We start from the raw sequence: 24730 nt of genomic DNA, 5'->3' as shown, positions 1-24730 counted from the left end.
TCGATTACATCCACTACACGTGCGGCAGACTGGCGGCAATCCTCGATTCGCCGCTTCATCGAACATGGCAGCTGACGCCAAGTTGAGGCATCGACAGACCTTTGCCCGCTGACGGCTTCGGCGAGCGCTTGATGTAGCCTGGATGGAGGTGCGAGCCGGAATCCAGGGCTCTCGTTACACGCACCACGGGACCGGATTCCGCAGCGCTGCATCCGGGCTACGGGGCTGCCACGAGTCCCTGGCACCGCCCGATGCGAGGCCCCGCAAGGCGCCGCTAGCTGTTTACCTCGTAGAGCTGCCCCGAGTCGCCCGCAGAGCGCGGGCACCTCACGCAGGAGCTTCACTGCGGGCGGCACCAGCGCGGTGCAGTGGTGCGGGTGGATCTCTTCGATGCGGCCAAGCTTCACGCGAATGCGGGCGCCAGGGCGCCTCAAAGAATGACGACTGTGCTCACCGGGCACAGTACTGCGGGTGACCTGCTGAACCTGCGGCCCCGATTAGAAGCCGTGGCCGGAACGCGGGGCTTGACGCCGCGCACACCGTTGCATTCGGGCTACCGGGGTGCTTCGCTGCGCTCCTGATCTCCCGGCGCATCGGGTGATTCGTCTTCCTTGAGCTTGATGCCGCGCCGCGCGAGCGATTCGCGCAGCAGGTATTCGATCTGGGCGTTCACGCTGCGCATTTCGGCGCCGGCGAGGCGCGCGAGGGCCTCCCACACGGCGGGGTCGATGCGCAGCGGGAAGGATTTTTTGCCGGGTGAGGCCATGCCTTAGGGGTAGAGCGTGCCGCTGTTGACGACGGGCTTGACCTCTTGCTCGCTGCACAGCACGACGAGCAGGTTGCTGACCATGGCGGCCTTGCGTTCGTCGTCCAGTTCCACCACGCGGCGCTCGGAGAGGGCGTTGAGCGCGAGTTCCACCATGCCGACGGCGCTGTCGACGATCTTGCGACGTGCGGCGATCACCGCTTCGGCCTGCTGGCGGCGCAGCATGGCGTTGGCGATTTCGGGCGCGTAGGCCAGATGCGTGAGGCGCGTTTCTTCGACCAGCAGGCCGACCGGGCCGAGGCGTTCGTTGAGCTTGTGGGCGAGGACTTCGGCGATCAGGTCCGAACCGCCGCGCAGGGTGCGCGCAGCCGGCACGCCTTCGGCCTCGATGCTGTCGTAGGGGTGGCTGCTGGCGATTTCGCGCAGCGCGGCTTCGCTCTGGATGCGGACGAAGGCGTCGTAGTCATCCACGTTGAACAGCGCGCGGGCGGTGTCGTCGACGCGCCAGACGATGGCGGCGGCGATCTCGATCGGGTTGCCGCGTTCGTCGTTCACCTTGAGCTTGTCCGACAGAAAGTTGCGCACGCGCAGCGAGATGCGGCGGCGGGTGAAGAGCGGGATCGTCCAGCGCAAGCCGCTCTTCCGGTCGGTGCCGACGTAGGCGCCGAAGAGCTGCAACGCGGCGCCCTCGTTCGGCTGCAGCATGTAGAGACCACCGAAACACAGGGCGATGACCAACACGCAGAGGCCGACGGTGGTGGGCTGCACCTGCGCCTCGGCCCCCGCGAACTGGGTAATCAGCCAGCCGATGGCAGCAAGGCCGATGAGCACTGCGAGGTAACCGTTGGCCGAGAAGGCGGCGCGTTCAACTTGGGCATCGTTGGTGGCTTGCATGACATCCTCATCGCAAGAAAGTGATATCACTTTGGTATCCAGCATTGCGCTTGTCAAGCTGCGGGATGCGCGCCTCGATGTGGGCAGGGGTCTTCCGTGCGCTTGATCAGCGCCCCGCTACTGCACTTACCGCACCCGGCCGGCGGACGGCGGCCTCGCCGGCCCTGTGCCAAACGGAACGCTGTCACGGTGATTATCGAAACTCGCGAGCTCGATAGGTTGTATCAATCGCAATCATCGCCGCAATTCAATGGTCATCCGATGGGCTGGCATCTACGCTTCAAAGCCAGACCCACTCATCGGCTTACACGGAGACAGCGACCATGAGCAGCGAACAGAAATGCCCCTTCGGCCACGGCTCCCGCACCACGCCCGCCCGCCAATCCAACCGCGACTGGTGGCCGAACCAGTTGAACCTTTCGATCCTGCATCAGCACGCGCCGGCCTCGAACCCGATGGACGCGGGCTTCGACTACGCCAAGGCGTTCAAGTCGATCGACTACGCCGCGCTGAAGGCGGACCTCAAGGCGCTGATGACCGACTCGCAGGACTGGTGGCCGGCGGACTGGGGCCACTACGGCGGCCTGTTCATCCGCATGGCCTGGCACAGCGCCGGCACCTACCGCACGGCAGACGGCCGTGGTGGTGCGGGCACCGGCAACCAGCGCTTCGCGCCGATCAACAGCTGGCCGGACAACGGCAACCTGGACAAGGCGCGTCGGCTGCTGTGGCCGATCAAGCAGAAGTACGGCAACAAGCTCTCGTGGGCGGATCTGATGATCCTGGCCGGCAACGTCGCGCTCGAATCGATGGGCTTCAAGACCTTCGGTTTCGGCGGCGGCCGCGCGGACATCTGGCAGCCGGAAGAGGACATCTACTGGGGCGCGGAGAAGGAATGGCTCGCCACGTCGGACAAGCCGAACAGCCGCTACTCCGGCAACCGCGAACTGGCCAACCCGCTCGCCGCGGTGCAGATGGGCCTGATCTATGTGAACCCGGAAGGGCCGGACGGCAAGCCGGACCCGGTGGCGAGCGGCCGCGATGTGCGCGAGACCTTCGCCCGCATGGCGATGAACGACGAAGAGACGGTGGCGCTGGTCGCCGGCGGCCACACGTTTGGCAAGGCGCACGGCGCGGGTGACCCGGCGCTAGTGGGCCCCGCCCCGGAAGCCGCACCGATCGAAGCGCAGGGCTTTGGCTGGATCAACAAGCTCGGCACTGGCAAGGGTGTGCACACCACCACCAGCGGCATCGAAGGTGCCTGGAAGCCCAACCCCACCACCTGGGACAACGGCTACTTCGACATGCTCTTCGGCTACGAGTGGGAACTGACGAAGAGCCCGGCCGGCGCGCACCAGTGGGTGGCGAAGAACGTGAAGCCGGAGCACATGATTCCGGATGCGCACGACCCGGCCAAGAAGCATCCGCCGATGATGACCACGGCCGACCTGTCGCTGCGCTTCGACCCGATCTACGAGAAGATCTCGCGCCGCTTCCACCAAGACCCGGCCGCGTTCGCCGACGCCTTCGCCCGCGCCTGGTTCAAGCTGACCCACCGCGACATGGGGCCGAAGGGCCGTTACCTCGGGCCGGAAGTGCCGAGTGAGGACCTGATCTGGCAAGACCCGATTCCGGCCGTGGATCACCCGCTGGTCGACGCCGCGGACGTGGCAGCGCTGAAGGCGAAGATCCTCGCCTCGGGCCTGACGACGGCCGAGCTGGTCTACACCGCCTGGTCGTCGGCGGCGAGCTTCCGTGGCTCGGACAAGCGCGGCGGCGCCAACGGTGCGCGTATCCGCCTTGCCCCGCAGAAGGACTGGGAAGCGAACCAGCCGGCGCAGCTGGCGAAGGTGCTCGGTGTGCTCGAAGGCATCCAGCGTGACTTCAACGCGGCAGCGAGCGGTGGCAAACGAGTCTCGCTCGCCGACCTGATCGTGCTGGCCGGTTCCGCCGCGGTGGAAGTCGCCGCCAGGGCCGCCGGCCATGCGATTGAAGTGCCCTTCGCACCGGGCCGCATGGATGCCACCGAAGCGCAGACCGACGCCGCATCGTTCGAACCGCTGGAGCCGCAGGCCGATGGCTTCCGCAACTACCAGAAGGCGCAGTACCGCGTTCCGGCCGAGGAACTGCTGGTCGACAAGGCGCAACTGCTGACGCTCTCTGCTCCCGAGATGACGGTGCTCGTCGGCGGCCTGCGGGTGCTCGGCGCGAACTACGGCGGCGCGAAGGACGGCGTGTTCACGCAGCGCCCCGGCCAGCTCAGCAACGACTTCTTCACCCACCTGCTCGATATGGGCACGGTGTGGCATCCGATGGATGAGAACGCCCAGCGCTTCGAAGGCCGCGACCGCCGCACCGGCGCCGTGAAGTGGACCGGCACCCGGGTGGATCTGGTGTTCGGCTCCAACTCGCAGCTGCGCGCGCTGGCCGAGGTGTATGCGCAGAGCGATGCGGGCGAGAAGTTCGTGCGCGACTTCGTCGCCGCGTGGGTGAAGGTGATGAACCTGGATCGGTTTGATCTGAAGTGAGTGCTCTGGCGCGCAGGCTGCGCCACGTCGCCAGAAGAACGCCCACAGAAAGGTGGGCGTTTTGCATTCACGCGCCGCAGGGCGTTTGGTGCGCACGCAGCAAAAACGATCGCGCTGCTGACATGCGCCGCGGCTACTACACTGATCGAACAGGCGTACTCGTCCATCCACCGCAGTTGTCGCATCCGAGGGGGCAGGCAAATGAAGGTCAGGGCAGCCGTTGCATATCAGGCGGGCGCACCGCTGGTGATCGAGGAAGTGGATCTGGAGGGGCCGCGTGCGGGCGAAGTGCTGGTGGAGGTGAAGGCCACCGGGATCTGCCATACGGATGCATACACCCTTTCCGGCGCGGACCCGGAGGGGCTGTTCCCGACGATCCTCGGGCATGAAGGCGCGGGCGTGGTGGTAGATGTGGGGCCGGGCGTGCGACACCTGAAGAAGGGCGATCACGTGATTCCGCTCTACACGCCGGAATGTCGCGAATGTGAGTATTGCCTCAACCCGAAGACCAACCTCTGCCAGGCGATCCGTTCCACCCAGGGCCGCGGACTGATGCCGGACGGCACCAGCCGCTTCTCGATCGGCGGCAAGCCGCTCTACCACTACATGGGTTGTTCGACCTTCGCCAACTACACGGTGCTGCCCGAGATCGCGCTGGCGAAGATCCGCGAGGACGCGCCTTTCGACAAGGTTTGCTACATCGGCTGCGGCGTCACCACGGGCATTGGTGCAGTGATCTTCACGGCCAAGGTGGAGCCGGGCGCCAAGGTTGTGGTGTTCGGGCTGGGCGGTATCGGACTCAACGTGATTCAGGGTGCGCGCATGGCGGGCGCCGGCATGATCGTCGGGGTGGACATCAACCCGGCGCGGCGCGCGCTCGCCGAACAGTTCGGCATGACGCACTTCGTCAATCCGGGTGAGGTCGATGGCGACCTTGTTGCCTATCTCGTCTCGCTTACCGGTGGTGGCGCGGACTACAGCTTCGAGTGCATCGGCAACACCAAGGTGATGCGCCAGGCGCTGGAGTGTTGCCACAAGGGCTGGGGCACCAGCGTGATCATCGGCGTCGCCGGCGCGGGGGAGGAGATCAGCACCCGCCCCTTCCAGCTGGTGACGGGCCGCAACTGGCGCGGCAGCGCCTTCGGTGGCGCGCGCGGGCGCACTGATGTGCCACGCATCGTGGACTGGTACATGGAAGGTCGGGTGCAGATCGATCCGCTGATCACGCACATCCTGCCGCTGGAGCGCATCAACGAAGGCTTCGACCTGATGCACCGCGGCGAATCAATTCGCAGCGTGGTGGTCTATTGATGGCGCCCGAGTTGCTGTCTTCGCACCGCTGTTTTGGTGGCACGCAGGCGTTCTACCGCCACGAATCGCGCGAGACCTCGGGCGCGATGCGCTTCTCGGTGTTCACGCCGCCACAGGCCGCGCACGGCAAGGTGCCGGTGCTCTTCTACCTCGCCGGGCTCACCTGCACGGAAGAGACTTTCGCGATCAAGGCCGGTGCGCAGCGCGTCGCAGCGGAGTTGGGCCTGATGCTCGTCGCGCCGGACACCAGCCCGCGCGACACCGGTATCGCGGGCGCGACCGGCGATTGGGAGTTCGGCGAAGGTGCGGGCTTCTATCTCGATGCGACCGAAGCGCCGTGGCGCGAGCGCTTCCGCATGGAGAGCTATGTGGTGCACGAGTTGCCCGCGCTGATTGGCGAACACTTCCCGGCCGAGCTCTCACGTTGCGGCCTCTTCGGCCATTCGATGGGCGGACACGGCGCGCTGGTACTGGCGCTGCGCAACCCGGGCCGCTATCGCTCGCTCTCGGCCTTCGCGCCGATCGGCGCGCCCAGCCAGTGCCCGTGGGGCGAGAAAGCCTTCAGCCGCTACCTGGGAGACGAGCGCGAGCAATGGCTGGCACACGATGCCAGCGCGCTGCTGGCGCACCGCCGTTTTCCGGGGCGCATCCTGATCGATCAGGGAACCGACGACAAATTCATTCACGAACAGCTTCGCCCCGAAACGCTGGAGCATGCCGCCATCGCTCACGGGCAGGCGTTGGAGCTGCGGCGCCACGCCGGCTACGACCATGGTTACTACTTCATCGCAAGCCTGATGGAAGATCACCTGCGCCATCACGCGGAGAACCTGGTCTGAATGTTTCGGGGCGTCTCGCGACCGAACCCGCGCGGCAAGGGCGGCACGGCCGGTGGCCCCTACGCACGCGCAGCCTGGCGCCCTGCCGCCCTTCGACTCCGACGCCGGATGCCGCTTCACGTTCTGCCGGCTGCGGCGCTTCGCCGTTGACGGTGTACGGGCAGCTCCGCCCGCCAGCCCGCGCATAATGCGCGGGCCTTCCCGATACTGCCGACATCGTGCCCCCACATTTGCCGACTCCGTTCCTGCCCTGGTTGAAATCCGCGCTCGGCGCCCTGTGGCAACGCCTGCGCCACCCAAGCCGCCGCGATGTGCTGATCGCGCTCGCGATTCCGCCCGCGCTGCTGCTCGCGTGGGTGCTGGTGCTGATTCCCTTCACACCGGGCATCTCGGATATCCGCAAGGCGCGCGAGGAAGCACCGACGCAGGTGCTGTCGGCCGATGGCAAGCCGCTCGCCGAGTTCAAGCGCGGCAACCGCGACTGGGTGCCGCTGGATGCGATTTCGCCGCGCGTGATCGACGCGCTGATCGCGACCGAGGACAAGCGCTTCTACGACCACCACGGCATCGACTTCCGCCGCCTGATCGGCGCGACGCTGGCCACGCTGCAAGGCGATACGCAGGGGGGCTCCACGATCACGCAACAGCTTGCGCGCAACCTGTTCCCTGAAGAGATCGGACGCCGTCAGAACATCACGCGCAAGCTCAAGGAAGCGATCACGGCGCTGAAGATCGAGGCGCTGTATTCAAAGCAGCAGATCCTCGAGACCTACCTCAACACGGTGCCCTTCCTCTACAACGCCTACGGCATCGACATGGCGGCGCGCACCTACTTCGGCAAGCCGGCGCGCGAGCTGGATATATCCGAGAGCGCGACGCTGATCGGCATGCTGAAGGGCACCAGCTACTACAACCCGGTGCTGAACCCGGACCGTGCGCGCGAGCGGCGCAACGTAGTGCTGGCCTTGATGGCCAAGCAGGACAAGCTCTCCGCCCAACGTTTCGAAGCACTCGCGAAACGGCCGCTAAAGCTGGACTTCGAACGGCAGTCGGCCGAACCCGGCGACGCCCCCCACTTCACCGTGCAGTTGAAGCGTTGGTTGATCGACTGGGCCGACCAGCACGACTACAACATCTACACCGATGGGTTGGTTGTGCGCACCACCATCGATTCGCGCCTGCAGGGCTTTGCGGCGCGCGCAGTGGAGCAACGCACGCGCGCCCTGCAGGGTATCGCCAACGGCGCATGGGGCGGCCAGTGGCGCGCCGGCAATCGCACCGTTGAAGCGCTGGTGCGCGACAGCACGGCCTTTGCCGAAGCCACCGCGGCCGGCGAATCGGCAGACGAGGCGCTCAAGCGCCTGCTGCGTGACACCGACTTCATGCGGCAGCTACGCGACGAGAAAACGCGCATCGAAGCGGGCTTCCTTGCGATCGATCCGCGCAGCGGCGCGGTCCTCGCGTGGGTCGGTAGTCGCGATTTCGCGGTCGACGCCTACGACCATGTGCGGCAGGCGCGCCGCCAACCCGGCTCCACCTTCAAGCCCTTCGTCTACGGTGCCGCCTTCGAGCATGGCGCAAAGCCGGATGACACCTTCGTCGACGCCCCGGTGCAGATACCGCTGCCGGGCGGCGAGGTGTGGGAACCGGACGACGCCGAACCGCCCACCGGCGAGCCGATGACGCTGGCCACGGCGCTCGCGCTATCGCGCAACCGCATCACCGCCCAGGTGATGCAGCAGGTCGGCCCCGCGCGCGTCGCCAAGCTCGCGCGCGCGATGGGCGTGCGCGAGAGCAAGCTCGACGAGGTGCCCTCGCTGGCGCTCGGTACCAGCCCGGTGACGCTGTACGAAATGGTCAGCGCTTATGCCACCATCGCGAACGCCGGCCATTACCTCGCGCCGGCAATGGTGCTGCGCATCGAGAACCGCAAGGGCGAAGTGCTGGAAGAGTTCCGCCCGGCGGACCCCGAGCGCGCGATTTCCGCAGAGGCTGAAGACACCCTGCTCGACGCGATGCGCGGCGTCGTGCAGCGCGGCACCGGCAGCGCGATCCGCGGCCGCTTCGGCGTGCGCGGTGACCTCGCCGGCAAAACCGGCACCACGCAGGACAACACCGACGGCTGGTTCATCCTGATGCACCCGCAGCTGGTGGCGGGCGCCTGGGTCGGCTTCAACGACGCGCGCATCACGCTGCGCAGCAACTACTGGGGCCAGGGCGCACACAGCGCGCTGCCGATGGTCGGCGACTTCTTCTCGCGCGCGCAGAACGCCCGCCTGATCGACACCAACGCGCGCTTCGTGCGCGCTCAGGACGCCACCCTCAGCGGCCGCCTGCACGCGTGGTATCAATCGCTGTTCGGCGAGGCCCCCGAAACAGAGGCCTCCGCACCGCGGCCGCGCCCGCCGGAACCACCGGCCGCGCAAAGCGAGCCCCCTGCGAGCGACGCATCAGCCCCTGCCGCCGAGGCGCCAATGGCTGAAGTGCCGCCGGCGGTCGAACCCGCCACCAGTGCCAGTGCGCCGGTGCCGCCGACAGCCGCGTCGGCGCCCGTGGCGCCTGCCGAGACCTTGCCCGCAGCCCCGCAATCGATGCCCGCAAACTAAGCGGCATCGGCGTTCAGCGCGCTAGGTTTCCCGCAACAAGGGCGCGAAGCGTTCGCCGAGGAAATCGACGAAGGCCTGCGTGCGCGCCGGCAGGTGTTCGCGTGCCGGATAGACCGCGTAGACCGGAAAGCCCGGCGCGGGCGGGAAGTTGGGCAGCAAGGGCGTCAGCAGGCCGGCGGCAACTGGCGCACGAACCAGCGCCTGGTCGATCAGCAGCACGCCCATGCCGCCGATCGCGGCGCTCACCAGGGCCGAGGCATCGTTGATCACCAGCGGGCCTTGCACCGCATAGCGCTGCACTTCGCCGCCGACCACGAAGCCCCAGTTGTCGAGCCGGTGTTTGCCGTTGCTGTAGAAGAGGCAGGCGTGGCCGGCGAGGTCTTCCGGGCGTGTCGGCGTACCGCGGCGCGCCAGATAATCCGGGCTGGCGACCAGCGCCCACGCGAGCTCGCCGAGCCGCCGCGCGACGAGCGAAGAATCCGGCAGATGGCCGATGCGGATCGCGACATCGACACGCTCGGCAACCAGATCGACGAAGCGGTCTTCGAGGCCCAACTCCAGCTCCAGTTCCGGGTAGCGGCGGTGGAACTCGGGCAGCAGCGGCACCAGCAACTCGCGCCCGGCAGTGGCCGAGCAGCTGACGCGCAGCTTGCCGCGCACCTGCTGCGCGTGCTCGGCGCTGAGGTCTTCGATTGCCTCGAGGGCGGTTTCGACGCGCTGCGCTTCGCGCAGGATCTCGTCGCCCAGTTCGGTCAGTTCCAGCTTGCGCGTGGTGCGCTGGATCAGTCGGCCGCCGATCTGCGCCTCGAAGGCGGCGACCTGCTTGCTCACGGCCGATCGGCTCAAGCCCAAGGCCTGTGCCGCGCTTGAGAAACTGCCGCTGCGCGCCACGCGGGCAAACAGCAGGAGGCCGGGGATGCGTTCAAAGGGAATGGGCATTGCGATCCATGCAGGCGCAGGTGGTGGGCGCTTTTGTTTCCATGAAGGAAACAATCTAGTGCGTCGCGACCCGCTTATCAAGCGCCGGGGCTGAGCCTATGCTGGCACCACATCGAACCCCATTTGCAAGGAAACGACCATGAACAGCACCCACCTCGCCGCCGTGATCCACAACTACGGCGATGCCGACGTGATTTCGCTCGAACAACGCCCGGTGCCGCAGCCGGGGCCGGACGATGTGCTGGTCCGCATCCACGCCGCAAGCGTGAACCCGGTGGACTGGAAGATCCGCAAGGGCTACCTGAAGGACATGTTGCCGCACCAACTGCCGCTGACGCTGGGCTGGGACTTCGCCGGCGAGATTGTTGCCGTGGGTACGCAAGTCAGCGGCTGGCAGATCGGCGATGCGGTCTTCGCGCGCCCCGACATCGTCCGCGATGGCAGCTACGCCGAGTACATCGCGGTGCGCGCATCCGAAATCGCCCGCAAGCCGGCATCGCTGAACTGGCAGGAAGCCGCTGCCGTGCCGCTGGTCGCGCTCACCGCCTGGCAGTCGCTGTTCGAGATGGCGCAGCTGCAAGCCGGCGAGCGGGTGCTGATCCACGCCGGCGCCGGCGGCGTGGGCAACTTCGCGATCCAGCTCGCCAAAGTGCGTGGTGCGCATGTGATTACCACCACCTCCACCGCCAACGTCGAGCTGGTGAAGTCGCTCGGTGCCGACGAGGTGATCGACTACACCAAGCAGGATTTCAGCACCCTGCGCGACCTCGACGTGGTGTTTGACACCCTCGGTGGCGAGATCCAGCTGAAGTCGCTCGCCACGCTGCGCAAGGGCGGCCGCATTGTCACGATCGCCAGCCCGGTGGATGCCGCGCTCGCCGCGCAGCACGGTGTCACCCCGTTCTTCTGCTTCGTGCAGCCGAACGGCGCACAGCTGGCGGAGATCGGCCAGCTCGCCGACGCCGGCAAGCTGCGCGTGGTGATCGACAGCATGTTCCCGCTGAGCGAAATCCGCGCCGCGCACACCCGCAGCGAAACCGGCCGCGCACGCGGCAAGATCGTGATCCAGGTCAGCTGAGTAATTCAGCGCGCCACAGCCCACCACCCGACCGGGTGCGTGGGCTTTTTTTGTTTTGGCGGCGCGCAACGGCAAAGCCTCCCGCTGCCCCCAGCGTGGCTGACTTCCTGTGCTCAAACACCGTCGCCGCGACCTCGCCACTGTGGCGAAGTTCCACCGTCGCGTTTTTTCGCTTGATCTATGTCAAGGATTCAAACGCCCTGCGAGGGGGTATCAACGCGTACGGGGCCAAACAAGCACATTGCCCCTGATCACCCTGCCCCAACATTACTCAGGAAGGCACCAAAATGACCCCTCGTCGGATCGCCCTTGCGGGCTTGATCCTTGGCCTCTGCACCTTCTTCTCGGTCGGTGCGCACGCGGCCGACATGAAGATCAAGAAATCGGCCACGGACATCGCCATCGGCAAGGAATGCGTGTCGTGCCATGCGGACGACAACCCGGGCCTGGTCGGCGAATGGAAGAAGAGCGCCCACGCCAAGCACAACGTCGACTGCTACGACTGCCACAAGGCCACCGAAGGTGCGCCAGGTGCCTACAAGCACCGCGAGTACAAGGGCAAACCGAACTTCATCACCACCGTGGTGAGCCCCAAGGTCTGCGCGACCTGCCACGAGAAGGAAGTCGAGCAGCAACAACCTTCGCACCATGCGTCGGGCGGCCAGATCCTCGCCTCGCTGGACAACATCATGGGTGAAGTGATCGGCGGCCCGGCCGCGGTCACCGCCGGCTGCCTGCAATGCCACGGCAGCAAGGTCGCGCTGGACGCGAACAACCGCCCGACGGCGCAGACTTGGCCGAACACCGGCATCGGCCGCATCAACCCGGATGGTTCGCTGGGCTCCTGCTCGGCCTGCCACAGCCGCCACCGCTTCTCGGCGGCGCAGGCGCGCGAGCCGGATACCTGCGGCAAGTGCCACCTCGGCCCGGATCATCCGCAGAAGGAGATCTACGAGGAATCCAAGCACGGCATCGCCTTTGCCGCGCACAAGGAGGAGATGAACCTCAAGTCCAAGAAGTGGGTGGTCGGCAAGGACTACACCGCTGCGCCGACTTGCGCGACCTGCCACATGAGCGCGACCGAGCGTCAGGAAGTGACCCACGACGTTGGCGAGCGCATCTCCTGGACGCTGCGCCCTGCCGTGTCGGTGAAACTCAACATGGTCCGCACCGACGACAAGAAGGCCTATGACCTGCCGGCGAGCATCGCGCTGCCGAAGGTGGGCGACACCTACAAGGGTGCCAAGGTCGTCGAAGTCGTGACCTGGGAGAAGCGCCGCAAAAACATGCAGGACGTTTGCACGGCGTGCCATACGAAGCGCCAGATCGAAGGCCACTACAAGCAGTTCGACGATGTGGTCGATCTGTACAACGACAAGTTCGCCAAGCCGATCGCCGCAATGATGGGCGAACTGACCGCGAAGGGCTACCTGACCGCCGCGCCGTTCGACGAGAAGATCGAATGGACCTGGTGGGAGATCTGGCACCACGAAGGACGTCGTGCCCGCCACGGCGCCGCGATGATGGGGCCGGACTACACCTGGTGGAACGGCATCTACGAAGTCGCGCAGCACACCTACTTCAAGTGGATTCCGGAAATGCGTGAAGCGGTGCGCAAGAAGGACGGCAACGAAGCCTTCGCCGACGCGCTGCTGCAAAAGTACTTCAAGCCGATCGAGGGCCACGACTGGTATTTCAACGGCATCAGCAAGGACGCCATCGACAAGGTGCGCCAGGGCTATGAAGACCGCTACGGCAAGGGGGCGCTGAAGTGAGGCTGCGCAGCGTCCTCGCGGCGCTGCTCGTTGCCACCGCCAGCGTCATGGCGGTGGCGGCGGAGCCGGTGACCAACTCGGCCGCAACGCTGATCGCCCGCGCCGACAAATACTGGACTGAAGGCAAGCTCGACAAGGCGGGCGAGAGCTTCGCCGCCGCCGTCGCTGCAGAACCGAAGTCCAGCACGGCCCTGCTGCGCCTTGCGGGCTTCCAGCTCTCGCAGCTCGACGTCAGCAAGAGCGTCGCCACCTACCGGCAGGTCATCACGCTCGATCCGAAGAACAGCAAAGCCTGGATCGGCATGGGTCTGGCGTATCTGCACAGTGGTGACAGCGAACTGGCCCGCGCCGCCTTCGACGAAGCAATCCGCGTTGACCCGGCACGCAAGGAGAGCCTCAAACCACTGCTGGCGAAGCTCGACGAACGCAAGCAGTAATCCGTTGCAATGGCACACGAGCCCTGGGCTCCGGCTACGCCGGCCCCAGGGTTTTTTATCGTCACAAGCAGCGCAACCGTCCGGACTCCCGGCCCCGGAACTTTCACTCGACCGGCCCGCTCTGAACGCGCAACAGCACTTGCACAGGAGGGCAGCGCGATGAAGGCAGTCTTGTGGTCGATCACCGTCGTTCTTGCTTTGTTCTGGAGCGGCGCCATTGCGCTCGCGCACAGCCTTGCAAGCTGGGCCGCCACCGCAGCCGGCACGGCCGATGCGCAAACGCTGGCTGCCATACTGCGCGACTGGCCGCTGCCGGCATGGCTCGCCTGGGCAGACCCGGCCATGCTCGAATCGCTGCGGATGGCCCTGTCCGCCATCGGCGCTGGCCTGGTGCTGGGGCAGCCCTGGGTCGCCACTGCGATGGCCTGGATCGGGCCGGCCCTGTGGCTCGTCTGGGCGCTCGGTCTCGCCCTGCTGGTCGTACTGGCCAGCATCGCCCACCTGCTGATCCATCGCCTCGCGCCGCGGCCCGGCCTCGCGCATGCCGGCGCTGGCGCAGCAAACCACTGAGCTGCGCCGCCGCATCGCCAGGGCCTCACGCCACCGCCCCGGTGATCCCGGCCAGCAATAGCGGGGCCGACCGGGCCCAGCAGCCGAAATCTGCCACGACAAGGCTGGCATCAAGGCCGCCTCTGTGGCAGGCTGTACGGGCTTGCAAACGTTGTCACATTCATCGTCGCGGCGCCTGCCGAGTGAGGTTCCATGACATCTACTCTCGATTCCCACGCCCTGGTCGGTAGCCACGCACGACGGCTCAATCGCGTGATCGACCATGTCGAAACCCATCTGGCCGATGATCTTCGGCTTGATCACCTTGCGCGCCTGGCCGCCTTTTCGCCGTTTCACCTGCATCGCGTATTCCGTGCATGGACCGGCGAAACCCTGCGCGATTTCGTGCGCCGCCGCCGCCTGGAAACCGCCGGCATCCGGCTGCGCTACGACCCGGCGCTGACGGTCCGCGAAGTGGCGCAGGCGTGCGGCTTCGCATCCGCCGAAACCTTCGCACGCGCCTTCCGCCAGCACTTTGGCGTTACACCCAGCGCCTGGCGCCAAGGCAGTCTGCAGCACGCTGCGGACACACCAAGCGGTGACCCGGGAAGGCTCACGCTGGGCAAGGTCACGCTGCAACACTTGCCGCCGCGCGAAGTGCTGTACTGGCGCGTGCAGGGCGACTACGCCAAGGTGGTGGCGCCGCTGTGGGCGCGCTTCCAGCCTTGGGCACACGCGCTCGGCCTCGGCGATCAGCCGATGCTTGGCATGGGGCTGGACGACCCGGCGATCGCGCCGCCGCAGCACTGCCGTTACGACGCCTGCGTGGTGCTGCCCCCCGGCTGGCAGGAAAGCGCCCAACTGCGCCCCTCGCGCAAGCGGGTCGAAGGCGGCTGGCACGCCTGCGTCCGCTTCGAAGGCCCGCGCACCGACATCGGCCTCGCCTGGTCGTGGCTGATCGACCAGTGGCTGCCGCAAAGCGGCTTCATCGCCGCCAGCGGGCCCTTCTTCGAAGCCTATACCGCCAGCCAGCCGGGCACCGGCAGCGACAGCCTCGTCGCCGAGCTCTGCATGCCGGTGCTGCCGCTCGGGCGCTGATCGCAAAACTAAGTCGGCGCACCGCCGCGGCGCGCCCCTCCCGTGGCGGCCAAGGCGGGCCGCCCGGGCGCAAAAAGCGCAAGCCGTGCAAGGTGCCGCGCAAGCCGGGGCAGGGGCAAAGCGAACGCGCGCCGATACAGTCCACCGCATCCATATAACGATACGGAGACACCCGATGCGCTTTGCTGCTTTTGCCCCCCTCGCCCTGCTCGTGCTCGCCGCCTGCGGCGGCACCCAGTCGGTCGCCCCCAGCCCCGCCGCCAAGGCCCCCACGGTGCCGGCGCCGGGTCGCGCGGAAGCCGGCGTCACCGCCGACTGCGCCGCATGGGCCAGCGCCATCGTCGGCCCCTACAAGTACGAGAACAACGTCTGGGGCATCGACAAGGCACGCACCTTCACCCCCGAGCAATGCCTGCTCCGCCGCACCAAGGATGGCCAGACCGAAATCGGCTGGACCTGGAGCTGGCCCGGCCAAGACCCGACCGTGTTCGCCTACCCGCAGATCATGTTCGGCTGGAAACCCTGGTCCGGTGGCAAGCCCTCCGACCCGCGCTTCCCGCTCAAGATCACGGCGATGCAAAGCCTGAGCATGGACTACGAAGTCGAAACGCAAGCCACCGGCAGCTACAACCTCGCGCCGGAAATCTGGCTCACCAGCAGCGGTAGCTGGAGCGAGCAGCCCAACCCCAAACTGATCACCACCGAGATCATGTTCTGGATGGACTACCAGCAAGGCGCCATCCCCGCCGGCCAGATAGTCGACCAGCCGGTGCTCGGCGGTGTGCGTTACGACCTCTTCCGCGCCGACAACATCGGCGACCGCGGCGACGGCCGCGGCTGGACGCTCTACTCCTTCCGCAGCCCCACGCGGCAACTGAAGGGCCAGATCCCGATTGACGCGCTGCTGCGCTACATGGTCGGCAAAGGCCTGGTGAATCCTGAGGAATACATTGCCAGCGTCGAATTCGGCAATGAAGTTGTGGGCGGGTCCGGCACGACCTGGGTGAAGAAGTTTGCGGTGAACGTGGCGCCGTAATCAGGCGCACTGTGCGGCTGCGGGGTTGCGCAGCCGCGCTGGTCGCTGAATCAGAAGTGACCGAGGGCTGGTAGGCCGTTTTGGCTTAGCCCGCCTTTTTGCTGATTCACCGCATTCACGTTCATTGGCTTTGACGTTAGCCGGGTAGTGCAACGTGAAGCCTCGGACTTCTATTCACGGCCAGCCAAAATTGACACGAACGTTGGCCGGGTTCCCGCACCCGGCGGGCGTGTTACTTCTTTTGCTTCGCCAAAAGAAGTAACCAAGAAAAGGCGACCCGGCGCTCGCGGTCAGGCACTCCGTGCCTGACTCCCCTGCGTTGCTCGCACGACCGGGGGCCTGCGGAACTCGCCCTCGCTGCGCTCGGAGCTCAAACAGTCCTCGGCCTTCTTCCCGGTCGCGCTCCGCTACTCGGCGCTCCCGACGGGACCCAAAGCCAGAACCCTCCACGACCTTACGCCTGTATGCCGCTCATAGCTTGGATGGAGCGCCGCGAAATCAGGGGCGGGCACTGAACGACAGCAAGGGCGAGTTGCGCAGCCACCCGATGCTTTGAGTAGCAGACAGCGTTGAAGCTGGAGTACTTTCTTTGTTCGCATAAAGAAAGTACTCCAGCTGTCGGGCCGCGGTCCGGCTGGACCGGGAAAGTCAGGGCATTTCTCAACTCAAACTCTACGCCTTGGCAACCTGACGCTGCCTCCGTAGCTCGCGAAGCACCACTCAGTCAGCTGTCAAATCGGATAGGTGCACACTTCACGGCTGCCCGTACCCAAAAGATCCGGTGGACAATACAATTATGAACCGCTAGGAGGGAGGAAAGAGTGACCACGTCGTCCGAAGATCTAATGAAAATAGTCGACGTTGCCAATCTAGTCGAAGAATTAGAGGGTCTCGATCTAGTATCCGGGGGGCTCATATTTCGTGGCCAACACCCACGCGGAAACTTAATTCCTAGCATTGCACGAAGGCGAGAACAAACCGACACAGCTCAACTGGAGAAAAACCTCATCTACCAGCTTAGGCTTGCCGGTGCCACGTTGATCCCAGATGGAAATACCACGGATCTCGATCTACTTGTTACTGCTCAACACTTCGGCCTTAGAACACGTCTTCTAGACTGGACGACTAATCCGTTAGCTGCCCTTTGGTTCGCATGCGCTGGATTACCCGAATTTTCTCGACAAAGACATCTATTCGAAGTCGCCATTTAGCCACCGGGCGACACGTGTCTTTCAGCCTCGTCTAAACAATCCAAGGATTAGCGCCCAGAGTGGGTGGTTCACGCTACACCCGTTTTCTGAAAAGACTAACTGCTTTGTACCGCTGGAAAAAAACAGGGGCATGAAGAGTTTGATATTTGAATACGTCATCCCTGAAACGTATAGAAAACGAATCCTCGTGCAGCTAGACAGGCTGGGGGTTAGTGAACGAACCTTGTTTCCGGACCTTCAAGGACTTTGCCGCTACCTTAATTGGCGCCACGTCGACATTGGCACAGCGGGCTACGTGAGAAACTCATAGGGCAGCATTAACGTAGTCCAAATACCACGGCAAACCACCCCCGAACCGTCCGGCCCTTGTGGAATACAGCGGCACGAGCACCTTTGCCACCGTATCCGAGAAATAGCTACTCCTTCGCCTTGAACCGCGTGAAGATCCGCGTCTGCACGCGGCGGATCTCCTGCGGTACTGCGTCGGGCGGAGTCATGCGGCTGGCAGCTTCAGCCGAGAGGAAGACCGACGGGTTCTCGGCAACGTCCTTCTTCACATAGGGCAGCGATGCGCGGTTGGGGTTAGCGTAGAAGACCTTGTTGGTAAGCGCGGCATGCACTTCGGGCCGCAGGATGTAGTTGATGAACAGGTGCGCGTTATTCGGGTGCGGTGCGTCGGCCGGGATCGCCATCGAATCGAAGAACAGCGTGGCGCCGTGGGTCGGCACGAGGGCTTCGATTTCTTCGCCGTTCTTCGCGGCGATCGCGCGAGCACGGGCGATGTTGATGTCGCCGGAGTAGCCCATCACCGCGCACAGCCCGCCGGCAGCCAGATCGTTGATGTAGCCGGGGGATGAAAAGCGCGTGACGTAGGGCCGCACCTTGCGCAGCCCTTCAGCGGCGGCAGGATAGTCGCCTGCGTTGCGGCTGTAGCCGGACTTGCCGGCGTAGAGCATGGTCACCGGCAGCACTTCGCTGGCGGAATCGAGAAAGCTGACGCCGCATTGCTTCAGGCGGCTGGTGTACTGCGGATCGAACAGCAGCGCCCAGGGGTTCTCCGGCATCGGCAGATCGCCCAGCGCATGCTTCACGCGCCCGACGTTGATGCCCACCGTGACATAGCCCCACAGCCAGTCGACGAGGTACAGGTTGCCGGGGTCGACCTTGGCGAGCTGCGCCAGCAGCGCGGGGTCGAGGTTCTTCCAGTTCGGCAGCTTCGAGCGATCGAGCTTCTGGAACAGCCCGGCCTCGATCTGCTGCTTGGCGAAGTGGGCGCTGGGCACCACGATGTCGTAGCCGGTGCGGCCGGCAACGAGCTTAGCGTGCAGGATCTCGTTGCTGTCGTAGTTGTCGTAGCGGACCTTGATGCCGGTCTCGCGCTGGAAGTTGGCGATCGTGTCGTCCGCGATGTAGTCGGACCAGTTGTAGATGTTGAGGATCTTCTCTTCCGGCTTGGCGGCCACCAGGCACATCAGCGGTACAGCCAACAACAGTGCGGTGCCGAAGCGCCCAAGGCTCAGCTTCAACATGCGCGACTCCTTCCCGGACTGAGCACTCCGCGTCTGTTTCAGACCACGGCACTGCGGCGACGTTCCTCCGCAGCGCGGCATCGGGAGTCAGCATGGCTTGCACTCGGGTGCGGCATGGATCCGGCGCGCGATGAGCACCTAAACGCACGGGCGACCTCATGGACGACCGCTGGCCACGTGAGCCTAGCGCCGGGCCTCAACCCGCCCTGCAATACGGTAGCCCGCCGACGTATCGCTGTATACGGTTGGCACCCTCGAAATGCGCGCCGCCGAAGAGAATCAGGCAGCCACGCGCGCCAGGATGAGTGGCGGTGTTGCCACCGGTGATCTGCGCGAAGTTCGCCCCGACCGCCTGATTTCGGCGTTGCATCGCCGCATCCGACGCCCGCCCAATGTTGCCATCGCGCCCGTCAACACAATGCACCGGTATCTGGGCAGCGATCGCAGCGTTGATGACATCCGACAGCGTGATCGCACAGTGATGAAGCGCGACGATGTAAACCTGACCATTCGTTGCAACCGCATTGTCCACCATGGGTTGATAGGCGACGGAATACAGCTCGACCATCAGTCGGCGCACAAGCCGAGTGCGGAACAACTCAAGCGCAAAAGCGCGCGCGGTCGGATCGTCGTGCGACTCGCCGAGCCCGAGCGCGCCGACATAAAGCGCACGAGCGGCAGCGTTACGTTCGTCGATAGTGAGTGGCATGGCGTTTTCCTTCACGGTAAGCGTCGCTTGCGCATGAGCTTGCCTGTAAGTTTTGCGCTGTCATGACATGCGGTGAAGTGAATATTCACATCTGAGCCCAGACACAATGGCAGGCGAAATGCGTTCGGCATAGCATGCGTATTTCACCGACGGAGACGACCATGACCCTCGCTGTTCAAGCCCTTGCACCACTGCCGGCAGTGCCCGGCGTCGGCCTGACATGCCATGTAGCGACCTGGTTCTGGGCGGCACAGGAAGCGCAGGCACTCGGCTTGTGCCCAGTGAAACCGGCGCTGACGACACTGGGCAACATCGGCGCCATGGCAGCGCAGCCCGAGATCCTGGCCCTCACGCGCTCCGGTAATTGGAACTTCGGCATTACACCCACAACGCCAACGGCCGGGTGCGTGCTGCTGTGGCCATTAGGGGGGACACACTCGGCGGTGGTAACGGCCGCGAATGCGATCACCGGCTACAACCAAGTGGTGCAGTTTCCAGCGTTCATCGGCAACGTTGGCCACACTACCGGCGCGCCCGCGCAGCTCGCCGCGAACCAGCGCGTCTGCGTGGTGATATCAGAAGCAACGATCGTCGCGCGCGCGGCAGCGCTGGATTTGTGACCGGCGCGACCAAGGCGCTGCTTGCGGCAGTAGCTGAGATCGCGCCAGAAGCGGGGCCCTGAACGCCCGTGGTTACGCGCCGCCGGATCACTCCGCCGGCGAGATCTTTTCCTTCAGGCGCTCCAGCGCAATCGCGTCACCGCGCACGCTGAAGTGCGCGCCGTCTTCGTCGGCGCGTTCTTCGAGTACCTGGCAGTTCTCGTAGATGTCCTTGCGCAGTTGCTGCGCGGACCAGGGCAGGAAGAGTTCGGCCTCGACCAGATCGCGCTGGAAGAACTCGACGATGGTCTGGTGCATGCGCGCAACGTCTTCCGGGCGGCGGGCGCTCATCACGACGCAGCCACGATATTGCGCGCGCAGCGCGGCTTCGCATTCGGCTTGTGCCGCGGCATCGCCAACGTGGTCGATCTTGTTGAACACGCGGATGCGCGGCAGCTCGTCGGCGCCGATTTCCTTCAGCACCTCGTCGGTCACCATGAGCTGGCGCTCGAAGCCGGGGTCGCTGGCATCGATCACATGCAACAGCAGCGCAGCGTCAAGCGCTTCGTCGAGCGTCGATTTGAACGACGCGACGAGGCCGTGCGGCAGGTTCTTGATGAAGCCGACCGTATCGCTGACGAGGATGCGCGGCACGCTCTCGGGGTACAGCGCGCGCACGGTGGTATCGAGGGTCGCGAACAGTTTGTTGGCGACGAGTACTTCGCTGCCGGTCAGCGCGCGCATCAGCGTGGACTTGCCGGCGTTGGTGTAGCCGACCAGCGCAACGCTGGGCAGGCTCTGGCGCCCTTGCCGGCGGGCGCGCTGGGTTTCGCGCGCGGCGTTCATCGCAATGATTTCGAGCTGCAGTTCGGCGATGCGGTCGCGGATCTTGCGGCGATCCAGTTCAGTGTGTGATTCACCGGCGCCACGGCCGCCCACGCCGCTGCGCTGACGCCCCTGCGGGCCGGCGAGCTTGGCGGCTTCGCGCAGGCGCGGCGCCATGTAGCCGAGCCGCGCGATTTCGACCTGCGCCTTGGCGGCCGGCGAACGTGCGTTGCGGTGGAAGATCTCGAGGATGACCATGGTGCGGTCCATCACCTCGCAGCCCACCTCCAGTTCGAGGTTGCGCGCCTGCGAAGGCGAGATCTCGTGATCGACCAGCACGACTTCGATATCGCCACCTTCCGGGTCCACCGACAGCGGCGTGCCGTCCATCTCGTCGAAACCGGCTTCGCCGGTCACGTAGGCGTGGATCTCCTGCCGCTTGCCGATGCCCAGATAGCCGGTCTGGTCGAAGCCCGCCCGCTTCTGCGTGAAGGTGCGCACCACGGCGAGCCCCAGCGTCTTCGCGAGTTCGCGCAACTCGGTGAGCGAGGCTTCGAATTCGACGTCGCTGACGTTGGGCAGTTGTACGGCCGCGACAACGGCGCGCACGGGCTTATCTTTGACTTCGCTTTGCATTCGGGGCGGGCAGCTTCAGGTGAGGCAAAGGTAGATAGTACCTGTCGCGCCGCCGCTTTCCCGTACTAGGCGTTGCAGGGGCACCACGCCCCCGCGATGCAAGGCCGGCCGCCGAGCGCCGACCGTGCAGCGGACCACCTTACTTGGCGAGCTCTTCGCTGACGCAGCCGGTGCTGTTGCACTCGCGTTCGCGCTCCTTCAGGAAGGCGAGGCGCGACTGTGTCAGCTCGATCGCGCAGTCGAGGTTCACGTAGTAACCATTGCGCTTCTCTTCGCTGCATTCGGCGTCGCGCTTGGCGATCCACGCAAGCTGGCCCTGCTTGAGCGCGTCCCTCTGACCGGCGTTGAGCTTCTGGCGCAGGCTGCTATAGGTGGTGTTCAGATCCTTGTCGGTCTGCGAAAACAGGTTGCCGGCGCAATACACCTGATCGAAGGCGTTGCGGGGCTTACCGCAGCCGGCCGCGAAGGCGGGCGCAACGGTAGTGCAGAGGGCGAGGCTGACGAGGGTGCGTTTCATTCGGGTCTCCGTACATGGGTGCCGCCGAACGGGCGGCTCAAGGTTGCAGGCAACGGGCAATGCCATCGGCAATGGCGCGCGCGAGTCGCTCGCGCGTTGCTGCCTTGCCAAGGCGAACTTCTTCTTGCGGATTGGCAATGACACCGGCTTCGACCAGCACAGCCGGCATCGTCGCGGTTTTCAACACGATCAGATCATCGAAACGATGCACACCGCGCAAGGTATCGAGGATGGGGCGGTTCTCGCCGGCGATTGGTGTGGCGTGGTACAGCGAGGGCACTTCGCCAGCACCACGCAATTGCTCGCCGATGTGCTGCGCACATTGCAGACTGGCCGGGTAAGCGGGATTCTTCTCCGACACAAACAGCGCGTAGCCACTGAACTCGCCGCGGCGGCCGGCATCGATCCACGCCTGCTGGATCGAATCGTGGTGGATCGACACGAAAAGATCGGCGCCCGCCGCTTGCTCGGTGCGTTGCCGCAGTTCGAGTTCGCGCCCGTCGCCGCCAACGCGGATCACGACGTAACCGCGCATTGCGAGCAAATCCGCCACCGCGCGGCCGAGTGCGCGATTGAAGCTGTATTCCTCGCCACCCGCCGGCCCGCGCGCACCGAAGTGCTTGGGCGTGTGGCCGACATCCACCGCTACGGTGGCGGCACGAGCCGGCAAGGGCAGGCACAGCAGGTTCAATGTGACCAGGATTGGTGCGAGCGTGTGGCGGGGCAATCTCATTCGACGGATGTGTCCGGCGGCGCGCAAATGCGGAAGCGCAGGTTTTACGCGAAATGCCGCAAGCATCGCCAGCGGATTCCGCCGCTGCGGCGCAACTGCCTCACGCTGAACCCGCAGCTGCGTGGCGCGTTGTCGCATTCAACGCACGGCGCGAACGCGCGCACGGCCGTACGGCCGCGCCTGCAGGATCGACAATGCACCGTCGGCCGACAGTGCCCATTCAATGTCCTGCTCCTGCCCTTTGAACAGTGTGCGGATCGCCGCACCGGCATGTGCGATGCGCAGCGCCGTGGCGGTATCGAGGATGCCCACGCCGGCTTCGTCCGCCGCCAGGGCCTGCTCATGCACGCCACCGGCCGCAGCGAGGTGCAGCGCACTCGCTTCATCGGCGTCAGTCAGGCGCTGCACGGCGCCGCTGCGGGTATCCACCATCACCTGCTCGGCCACACGGCGCCCCTCCACCACCTTGATACCGACGCCCCGTTTGGCGGCGATGAAGCTGGCGTTGCGATGGGCGGCATCGAAGGGGTCACGCGTGATCATCACGCCGGCGGCCCGCGGGTCGACCGCGCGCTGCACCAGCACCGCCATCGCCACCGCCTGAAACGGCAGTGCCGCGGCACGCCGCGCCTCATACGCTTCGGCGTTGAATACCGAGGCCCACACCGTCTTCACCGCGATGGCGAGCGCATCGGCTTGCGTGACGTTGGGCACCGTGGTGTAGAGCCCGGCACCGCTGAAGCCGGGCAGGTCTTCCGAGTTCGACGAGCTGCGCACGAACACGCCACCACCACCGAGCTGCTGCCAGTGCGCGAGCCAATCGGCGATACGATCCGGCGCGAGCGGTAGCTGAACCAGCTCTGCCTGCAAGGCGCTAAGCGCCTGATGCCGCGCGGCCGGATCGCGCTCGAAGCCCGGCACCGCGAACGCACGCGCCACCGCAGCTCGAACATCATCGCGCTGCATGAAAGCGGCATAGTCGGCAAACGGAATGCAAAAACCGTCCGGCACTGTCACGCCCGGCAGGCGGGCAGCGCGCAGCTCGCCGAGATTGGCCGCCTTGGCACCGCAATGGCGGCGGTCGGCACGGCGCAGTGCGGCGAGCGGCTGCAGGGCGGTGCGCGTGAGATCAGGTTGAGGAAGACGATGAAGCGCTTTCGGCAAGCTCATGCTTTGCGGTGCGGCGGCTTCCCAGCCGTAGCCGTCGCGCCGCACTTGCAGCCTCACCCATTGCCCATCGAGCGGGCCGAACACGGCAAGCGCGTCGCGCACCCACGCATTCGGAATGCCCCAGCCTTTGGCGAGCAGATTCACATGCGAGATCGCGGTGGAGGGGCGCGTCGTAACGACACCCGCAACCGGCGGCAGGCTGATCGGTACCTCATCGAGCACCGCAATGTCCCGCGGGCCCAGATCGGCGACGACACCGCCCGCAGGCACGACGCGGATACGCCCGATGGCGACGCCGACGTTGAGCGGCAGGAAGGCCTGCTCGCGAATCAGCGCTTCCTGCGTCACATAGGGCAGTTGCGCGTCGCGCGCGGCCTGCTCATGCGCCAGCGCGTTGGCCTTGAACAACAGTGGCGCAAAGAACGCCGGCCGCAGTGCCGCGTCGGCTTCGCGCAGCAGTGCCGCGTTGAGGCGGTCACCTTCCCAGCACTCGAAGGTCCACTGCGCGCTGGCGGCCTGCCACGCCACCGTGCCGAAGATGAAGCGACGCTCAGGCGAGCGATAGTTCGACGCGAGCGCGGCGCGATCTAGCGCCAGCTTGAGCGGACCGTCACGCAGGAAATCCTGGTGCAGCGCAAAGCGGCGCGTGTTGATGAAGTAGAGCGAACCGTGCTGTGCGCGATCGATGACGAACAACAGATGTGGCTGCGCGAGCGGTGTGCCCACGTCGTAGATCCGCGAGAGCCGGTCGAATTCGGCACGGCTGTTCAAGGCACGGCGGTAGGTCTCGGGCGCAGCGGGCCGCGCGTCGGTCTCGCCGTGCGGGCGGTAGGCAGACGGCTTGCTGGCAAGTTGCGCGCTCGCACCGTTCGCTACGGCAAGCAGCACGCTCAAGGCAAACCATCGGATCAGTGAGCACATCGGCGGGGTTTCGGTGATTCGGGC

The 24730-nt window shown here is 65.6% G+C and carries 21 protein-coding genes; 12 read left to right on the top strand and 9 right to left on the bottom strand.

Annotated elements, in window-relative coordinates:
- Positions 1-553: 553 nt before the first annotated feature.
- Entirely contained in the window at positions 554-766 is a 213-nt protein-coding gene (locus tag ACE3P0_RS10530; protein ID WP_374402569.1) for a hypothetical protein, read from the bottom strand.
- Positions 767-769: 3 nt separating this feature from the next.
- Positions 770-1660: an SPFH domain-containing protein gene (locus tag ACE3P0_RS10525; protein ID WP_374402568.1), complete on the bottom strand. Its 891-nt coding sequence runs from the start codon at positions 1658-1660 to the stop codon at positions 770-772.
- Between the two features lie 323 nt (positions 1661-1983).
- Between ACE3P0_RS10525 and katG the strand changes: the two genes are divergently transcribed.
- The 4 genes from katG (at position 1984) to ACE3P0_RS10505 (ending at position 8944) form a co-directional block, all read left to right on the top strand.
- Positions 1984-4188, top strand: a complete 2205-nt coding sequence (gene katG, locus ACE3P0_RS10520; RefSeq protein WP_374402567.1) for a catalase/peroxidase HPI — start codon at positions 1984-1986, stop codon at positions 4186-4188.
- A gap of 201 nt (positions 4189-4389) precedes the next feature.
- Complete coding sequence (locus ACE3P0_RS10515) at positions 4390-5499, top strand: S-(hydroxymethyl)glutathione dehydrogenase/class III alcohol dehydrogenase (protein ID WP_374402566.1); 1110 nt, start codon at positions 4390-4392, stop codon at positions 5497-5499.
- Positions 5499-6338, top strand: coding sequence for an S-formylglutathione hydrolase (gene fghA / locus ACE3P0_RS10510; RefSeq protein ID WP_374402565.1), 840 nt, complete (start codon positions 5499-5501; stop codon positions 6336-6338). Before ACE3P0_RS10515 ends, fghA begins: the two co-directional genes overlap by 1 nt.
- A gap of 218 nt (positions 6339-6556) precedes the next feature.
- Positions 6557-8944 (top strand): penicillin-binding protein 1A, encoded by a 2388-nt coding sequence (locus ACE3P0_RS10505; protein ID WP_374402563.1) that lies wholly within the window; start codon positions 6557-6559, stop codon positions 8942-8944.
- A gap of 21 nt (positions 8945-8965) precedes the next feature.
- Here ACE3P0_RS10505 and ACE3P0_RS10500 read toward each other — a convergent pair whose 3' ends face one another.
- Entirely contained in the window at positions 8966-9883 is a 918-nt protein-coding gene (locus ACE3P0_RS10500) for a LysR family transcriptional regulator (RefSeq protein WP_374402562.1), read from the bottom strand.
- Positions 9884-10022: 139 nt separating this feature from the next.
- On the opposite strand from ACE3P0_RS10500, the gene ACE3P0_RS10495 reads away from it, so the two are divergent.
- The 7 genes from ACE3P0_RS10495 to ACE3P0_RS10465 all read left to right on the top strand — a co-directional run bounded on the left by ACE3P0_RS10495 (position 10023) and on the right by ACE3P0_RS10465 (position 17067).
- Entirely contained in the window at positions 10023-10961 is a 939-nt protein-coding gene (locus ACE3P0_RS10495; protein ID WP_374402561.1) for an NADP-dependent oxidoreductase, read from the top strand.
- Positions 10962-11248: 287 nt separating this feature from the next.
- Positions 11249-12736: a multiheme c-type cytochrome gene (locus ACE3P0_RS10490; RefSeq protein ID WP_374402560.1), complete on the top strand. Its 1488-nt coding sequence runs from the start codon at positions 11249-11251 to the stop codon at positions 12734-12736.
- A complete protein-coding gene (locus ACE3P0_RS10485) occupies positions 12733-13173 on the top strand; it encodes a tetratricopeptide repeat protein (protein WP_374402559.1) in 441 nt (146 codons plus the stop codon). Before ACE3P0_RS10490 ends, ACE3P0_RS10485 begins: the two co-directional genes overlap by 4 nt.
- A 159-nt stretch (positions 13174-13332) precedes the next feature.
- Complete coding sequence (locus tag ACE3P0_RS10480) at positions 13333-13743, top strand: hypothetical protein (protein WP_374402558.1); 411 nt, start codon at positions 13333-13335, stop codon at positions 13741-13743.
- 192 nt (positions 13744-13935) lie between these two features.
- A complete protein-coding gene (locus ACE3P0_RS10475) occupies positions 13936-14820 on the top strand; it encodes a GyrI-like domain-containing protein (protein WP_374402557.1) in 885 nt (294 codons plus the stop codon).
- Between the two features lie 175 nt (positions 14821-14995).
- Positions 14996-15856: a hypothetical protein gene (locus ACE3P0_RS10470; RefSeq protein ID WP_374402555.1), complete on the top strand. Its 861-nt coding sequence runs from the start codon at positions 14996-14998 to the stop codon at positions 15854-15856.
- A gap of 845 nt (positions 15857-16701) precedes the next feature.
- On the top strand, positions 16702-17067 hold the full coding sequence (locus ACE3P0_RS10465; protein ID WP_374402554.1) for an FRG domain-containing protein: 366 nt from the start codon (positions 16702-16704) through the stop codon (positions 17065-17067).
- A 416-nt stretch (positions 17068-17483) separates the two neighbouring features.
- Here the strand turns inward: ACE3P0_RS10465 and ACE3P0_RS10460 are convergent, their stop codons facing one another.
- Positions 17484-18596, bottom strand: coding sequence for a polyamine ABC transporter substrate-binding protein (locus ACE3P0_RS10460; RefSeq protein WP_374402553.1), 1113 nt, complete (start codon positions 18594-18596; stop codon positions 17484-17486).
- 196 nt (positions 18597-18792) lie between these two features.
- Entirely contained in the window at positions 18793-19320 is a 528-nt protein-coding gene (locus ACE3P0_RS10455; protein ID WP_374402552.1) for a hypothetical protein, read from the bottom strand.
- Between the two features lie 146 nt (positions 19321-19466).
- Between ACE3P0_RS10455 and ACE3P0_RS10450 the strand changes: the two genes are divergently transcribed.
- Complete coding sequence (locus ACE3P0_RS10450) at positions 19467-19925, top strand: hypothetical protein (RefSeq protein ID WP_374402551.1); 459 nt, start codon at positions 19467-19469, stop codon at positions 19923-19925.
- Positions 19926-20012: 87 nt separating this feature from the next.
- On the opposite strand, the gene hflX is transcribed toward ACE3P0_RS10450, so the two are convergent.
- From hflX to ACE3P0_RS10430, 4 genes are all read right to left on the bottom strand, one after another.
- On the bottom strand, positions 20013-21365 hold the full coding sequence (gene hflX / locus ACE3P0_RS10445) for a GTPase HflX (RefSeq protein WP_374402550.1): 1353 nt from the start codon (positions 21363-21365) through the stop codon (positions 20013-20015).
- Between the two features lie 139 nt (positions 21366-21504).
- Positions 21505-21882: a lysozyme inhibitor LprI family protein gene (locus ACE3P0_RS10440; protein WP_374402549.1), complete on the bottom strand. Its 378-nt coding sequence runs from the start codon at positions 21880-21882 to the stop codon at positions 21505-21507.
- A gap of 37 nt (positions 21883-21919) precedes the next feature.
- Entirely contained in the window at positions 21920-22615 is a 696-nt protein-coding gene (locus ACE3P0_RS10435) for an N-acetylmuramoyl-L-alanine amidase (protein WP_374402548.1), read from the bottom strand.
- A gap of 138 nt (positions 22616-22753) precedes the next feature.
- Positions 22754-24706: a PEP/pyruvate-binding domain-containing protein gene (locus tag ACE3P0_RS10430; protein ID WP_374402547.1), complete on the bottom strand. Its 1953-nt coding sequence runs from the start codon at positions 24704-24706 to the stop codon at positions 22754-22756.
- Positions 24707-24730 lie beyond the last annotated feature (24 nt).

The organism is Niveibacterium sp. (genome assembly GCF_041909475.1).
Classification (GTDB): domain Bacteria; phylum Pseudomonadota; class Gammaproteobacteria; order Burkholderiales; family Rhodocyclaceae; genus Niveibacterium.
Note: the sequence above shows the minus strand (reverse complement) of the source record. Positions and strands in the feature narration are given on the sequence as shown.